2 protein-coding genes are annotated in these 2,290 nt (G+C 60.7%); both read right to left on the bottom strand.

The window, feature by feature from the left end; translation table 11 throughout:
* Positions 1-230: 230 nt before the first annotated feature.
* The gene (locus A2J03_RS04905) at positions 231-803 is read right to left on the bottom strand and encodes a hypothetical protein (protein ID WP_068370360.1); all 573 of its coding nucleotides are present in this window, start codon (positions 801-803) and stop codon (positions 231-233) included.
* Between the two features lie 636 nt (positions 804-1,439).
* A partial coding sequence (locus A2J03_RS04900; RefSeq protein WP_068370362.1) for an Nramp family divalent metal transporter occupies positions 1,440-2,290 on the bottom strand: 851 nt, incomplete at its 5' end.

The following is a 2,290-nucleotide window of genomic DNA, read 5'->3' as shown; positions in this document are numbered from 1 at the left end:
CCTGCGGTGGGTCTGGTGGGCGCTGCGCGCCCACCGCCAGAGGCCGGCCGCCAAGGCGGCCTACTGCGGAACTGAGTGCCGGGCGCTGCGCGCCAACGGCGTCCTTTCAACTGAATTCGACTGTATAACAGCCGTTTTAACAAACAGACAAATGCGTCCGCTGCGCGCACGCCCAAACCGTCTGCGCCTGGTGGTGATACGCTGCGCGCACCACCACCAGTGCTCGAATGCTACTCCGCTACAGTAAAATTCACATCGAGATACGAGAAATTCTCGCGCAGGTATTGCTTCACATCGTCGAGGTCTACGGACTCGTCCGCATCGTCCTGACTGCGCGCCGATCGCTCCATTCGAAATGAAACTGTGACCTCTACGTCTACATCGAATTCTCGTTCTCGGCCTTCCATCCCCCACTCCTCGCAGAAACTTTCGAACTCGCTGCACAAGCTGTTGCGGTCCGCCCATTCGCACGCAGATTCATTAAGCCGTCTGACCCAGTCGTGGTGCTTCGCACGCTCGGTATCGACGCTCTGACGTACAGCCTGCAGGGTGCGTTCGATCGCGGCCCGTTCATGTATCGGCCGCACGTACTCACCAAACCACGCCGGGGCGCTCCCTGGGCACACTGAGACCGGCGAAATATCTTGGGGGCGAACCAGACTCGTCCAACTCTTGTAACTGTGCTCAACGGCCAGCAACGGCTCTCTCCACACCACAGTCACGCTCGCATGCGAAGCCGTGGCGCTGCTGGCGTCCACCGAGAACCACCCCGAAGCTGCGATGCCGCCGCGCCCGTCACTCACCTGTACGAACGTCCCTCTGCCGGGTACCCCTCCACCAATGCACGGGGCATAGCCTCAAGCACCACCGCTCGGGTCGACCAGTCCGCACCTCCCAACGAACCGTTGTCCAGAGCCACATCGAGCACAGACGGGACTGGCAACGGAGAATCAGCAATTGTTGTCATAGCAGTTTCGAGCCCTTCAATTCGGGTGACGGATGGTCGGTCCGCCGATCAACAGAACACCTCCGAATCTACCACCAAACAACCATGAAAGAGAACCCAAATAAAACATTCAATTCGGTTGCCCAACAACGCTATTACAACTCACGCCAGCACTCAATCCGCAACCCCAATGAACAAGAAATAGTCCCCGGCGCACTCAGTGCCGGGGACCGAGTGCCAGTAAAATTCAGCGATTGTCGATCGCCAATCGCTCGCTTTCTCCGGCAGATGGAAGAGCTATCAAAGGTATGCCCTACGTGATCAGGGGGCAGGTCGCGGTGGAATTACGAAGGCAGAGATCACGGCAGCCAATGCGGCGGCGAGGTGCATCGAACAGATCGTGCTCGGGCAGGTGAAAGGGGTTCTGCCGGGCGCGGTGGGACATCGCCCCTCGGGTGCGTTCAGGGTCCAGCAGAGCCTCGCGGCACAACGGTCAGAGCACGGTGAGGTAGATCAATGCAATATTGAGCGCGACGACGATTCCCGCGATGAGCCATGCCGCGTACGCAGTGATTCGGTGATTAACATCGCCGCCCATCAGCGTGCGGTCGGAGGTGAACCGCACCAAGGGAATGAGCGCGAACGGAATGCCGAAGGACAGCACGACTTGCGAGACGACGAGTGCGCGACTGGGGTCGACCCCAGCGGCGAGGATCGTAAGTGCCGGGATCAGGGTCACAAGCCGGCGCACCATGATCGGTATGCGCTTGCGTAGCAGTCCGTCCATGATCATCGCTCCCGCATAAGCCCCCACCGATGTCGATGCAAGGCCTGAGGCCAGCAGGCCCATGGCGAACAGCAACGCGCTCACCGGGCCCAGCGTCTCACCTACTGCTGCATGGGCTCCTTCGATGGAATCGACGCCCTCACGTCCCCCCAGCGTCGAGGCCGCAAGCAGTAGCATCGACATGTTCACCGCTCCGGCCAGCAGCATCGCCAATCCGACATCGACCCGGGTGATGCGCAACAACCGCCGACGGACCGGGCCTGCCTCGGGATGTCCGTGACGGTCACGTGCGAGTCCGGAGTGCAGATACACCGCGTGCGGCATGATCGTCGCACCGAGCATCGCCGCTGCGATCAGCACGCTTTCCGCGCCGTCGAACCGCGGAATCAGACCAGCTGCGGCCTCGGTGAACGATGGAGGTTCTACGACCACACTGGCGAGAAATCCGACGGCAATGACACCGAGTAGACCCAAAATTACGAACTCGAACGGGCGCTGACCACGCCGGTCCTGCACCATCAGCAAGATCATTGATACAGCCCCCGTGATGACGCCGC

The organism is Rhodococcus sp. EPR-157 (assembly GCF_001647195.1).
Taxonomy (GTDB): domain Bacteria; phylum Actinomycetota; class Actinomycetes; order Mycobacteriales; family Mycobacteriaceae; genus Rhodococcoides.
Note: the sequence above shows the minus strand (reverse complement) of the source record. Positions and strands in the feature narration are given on the sequence as shown.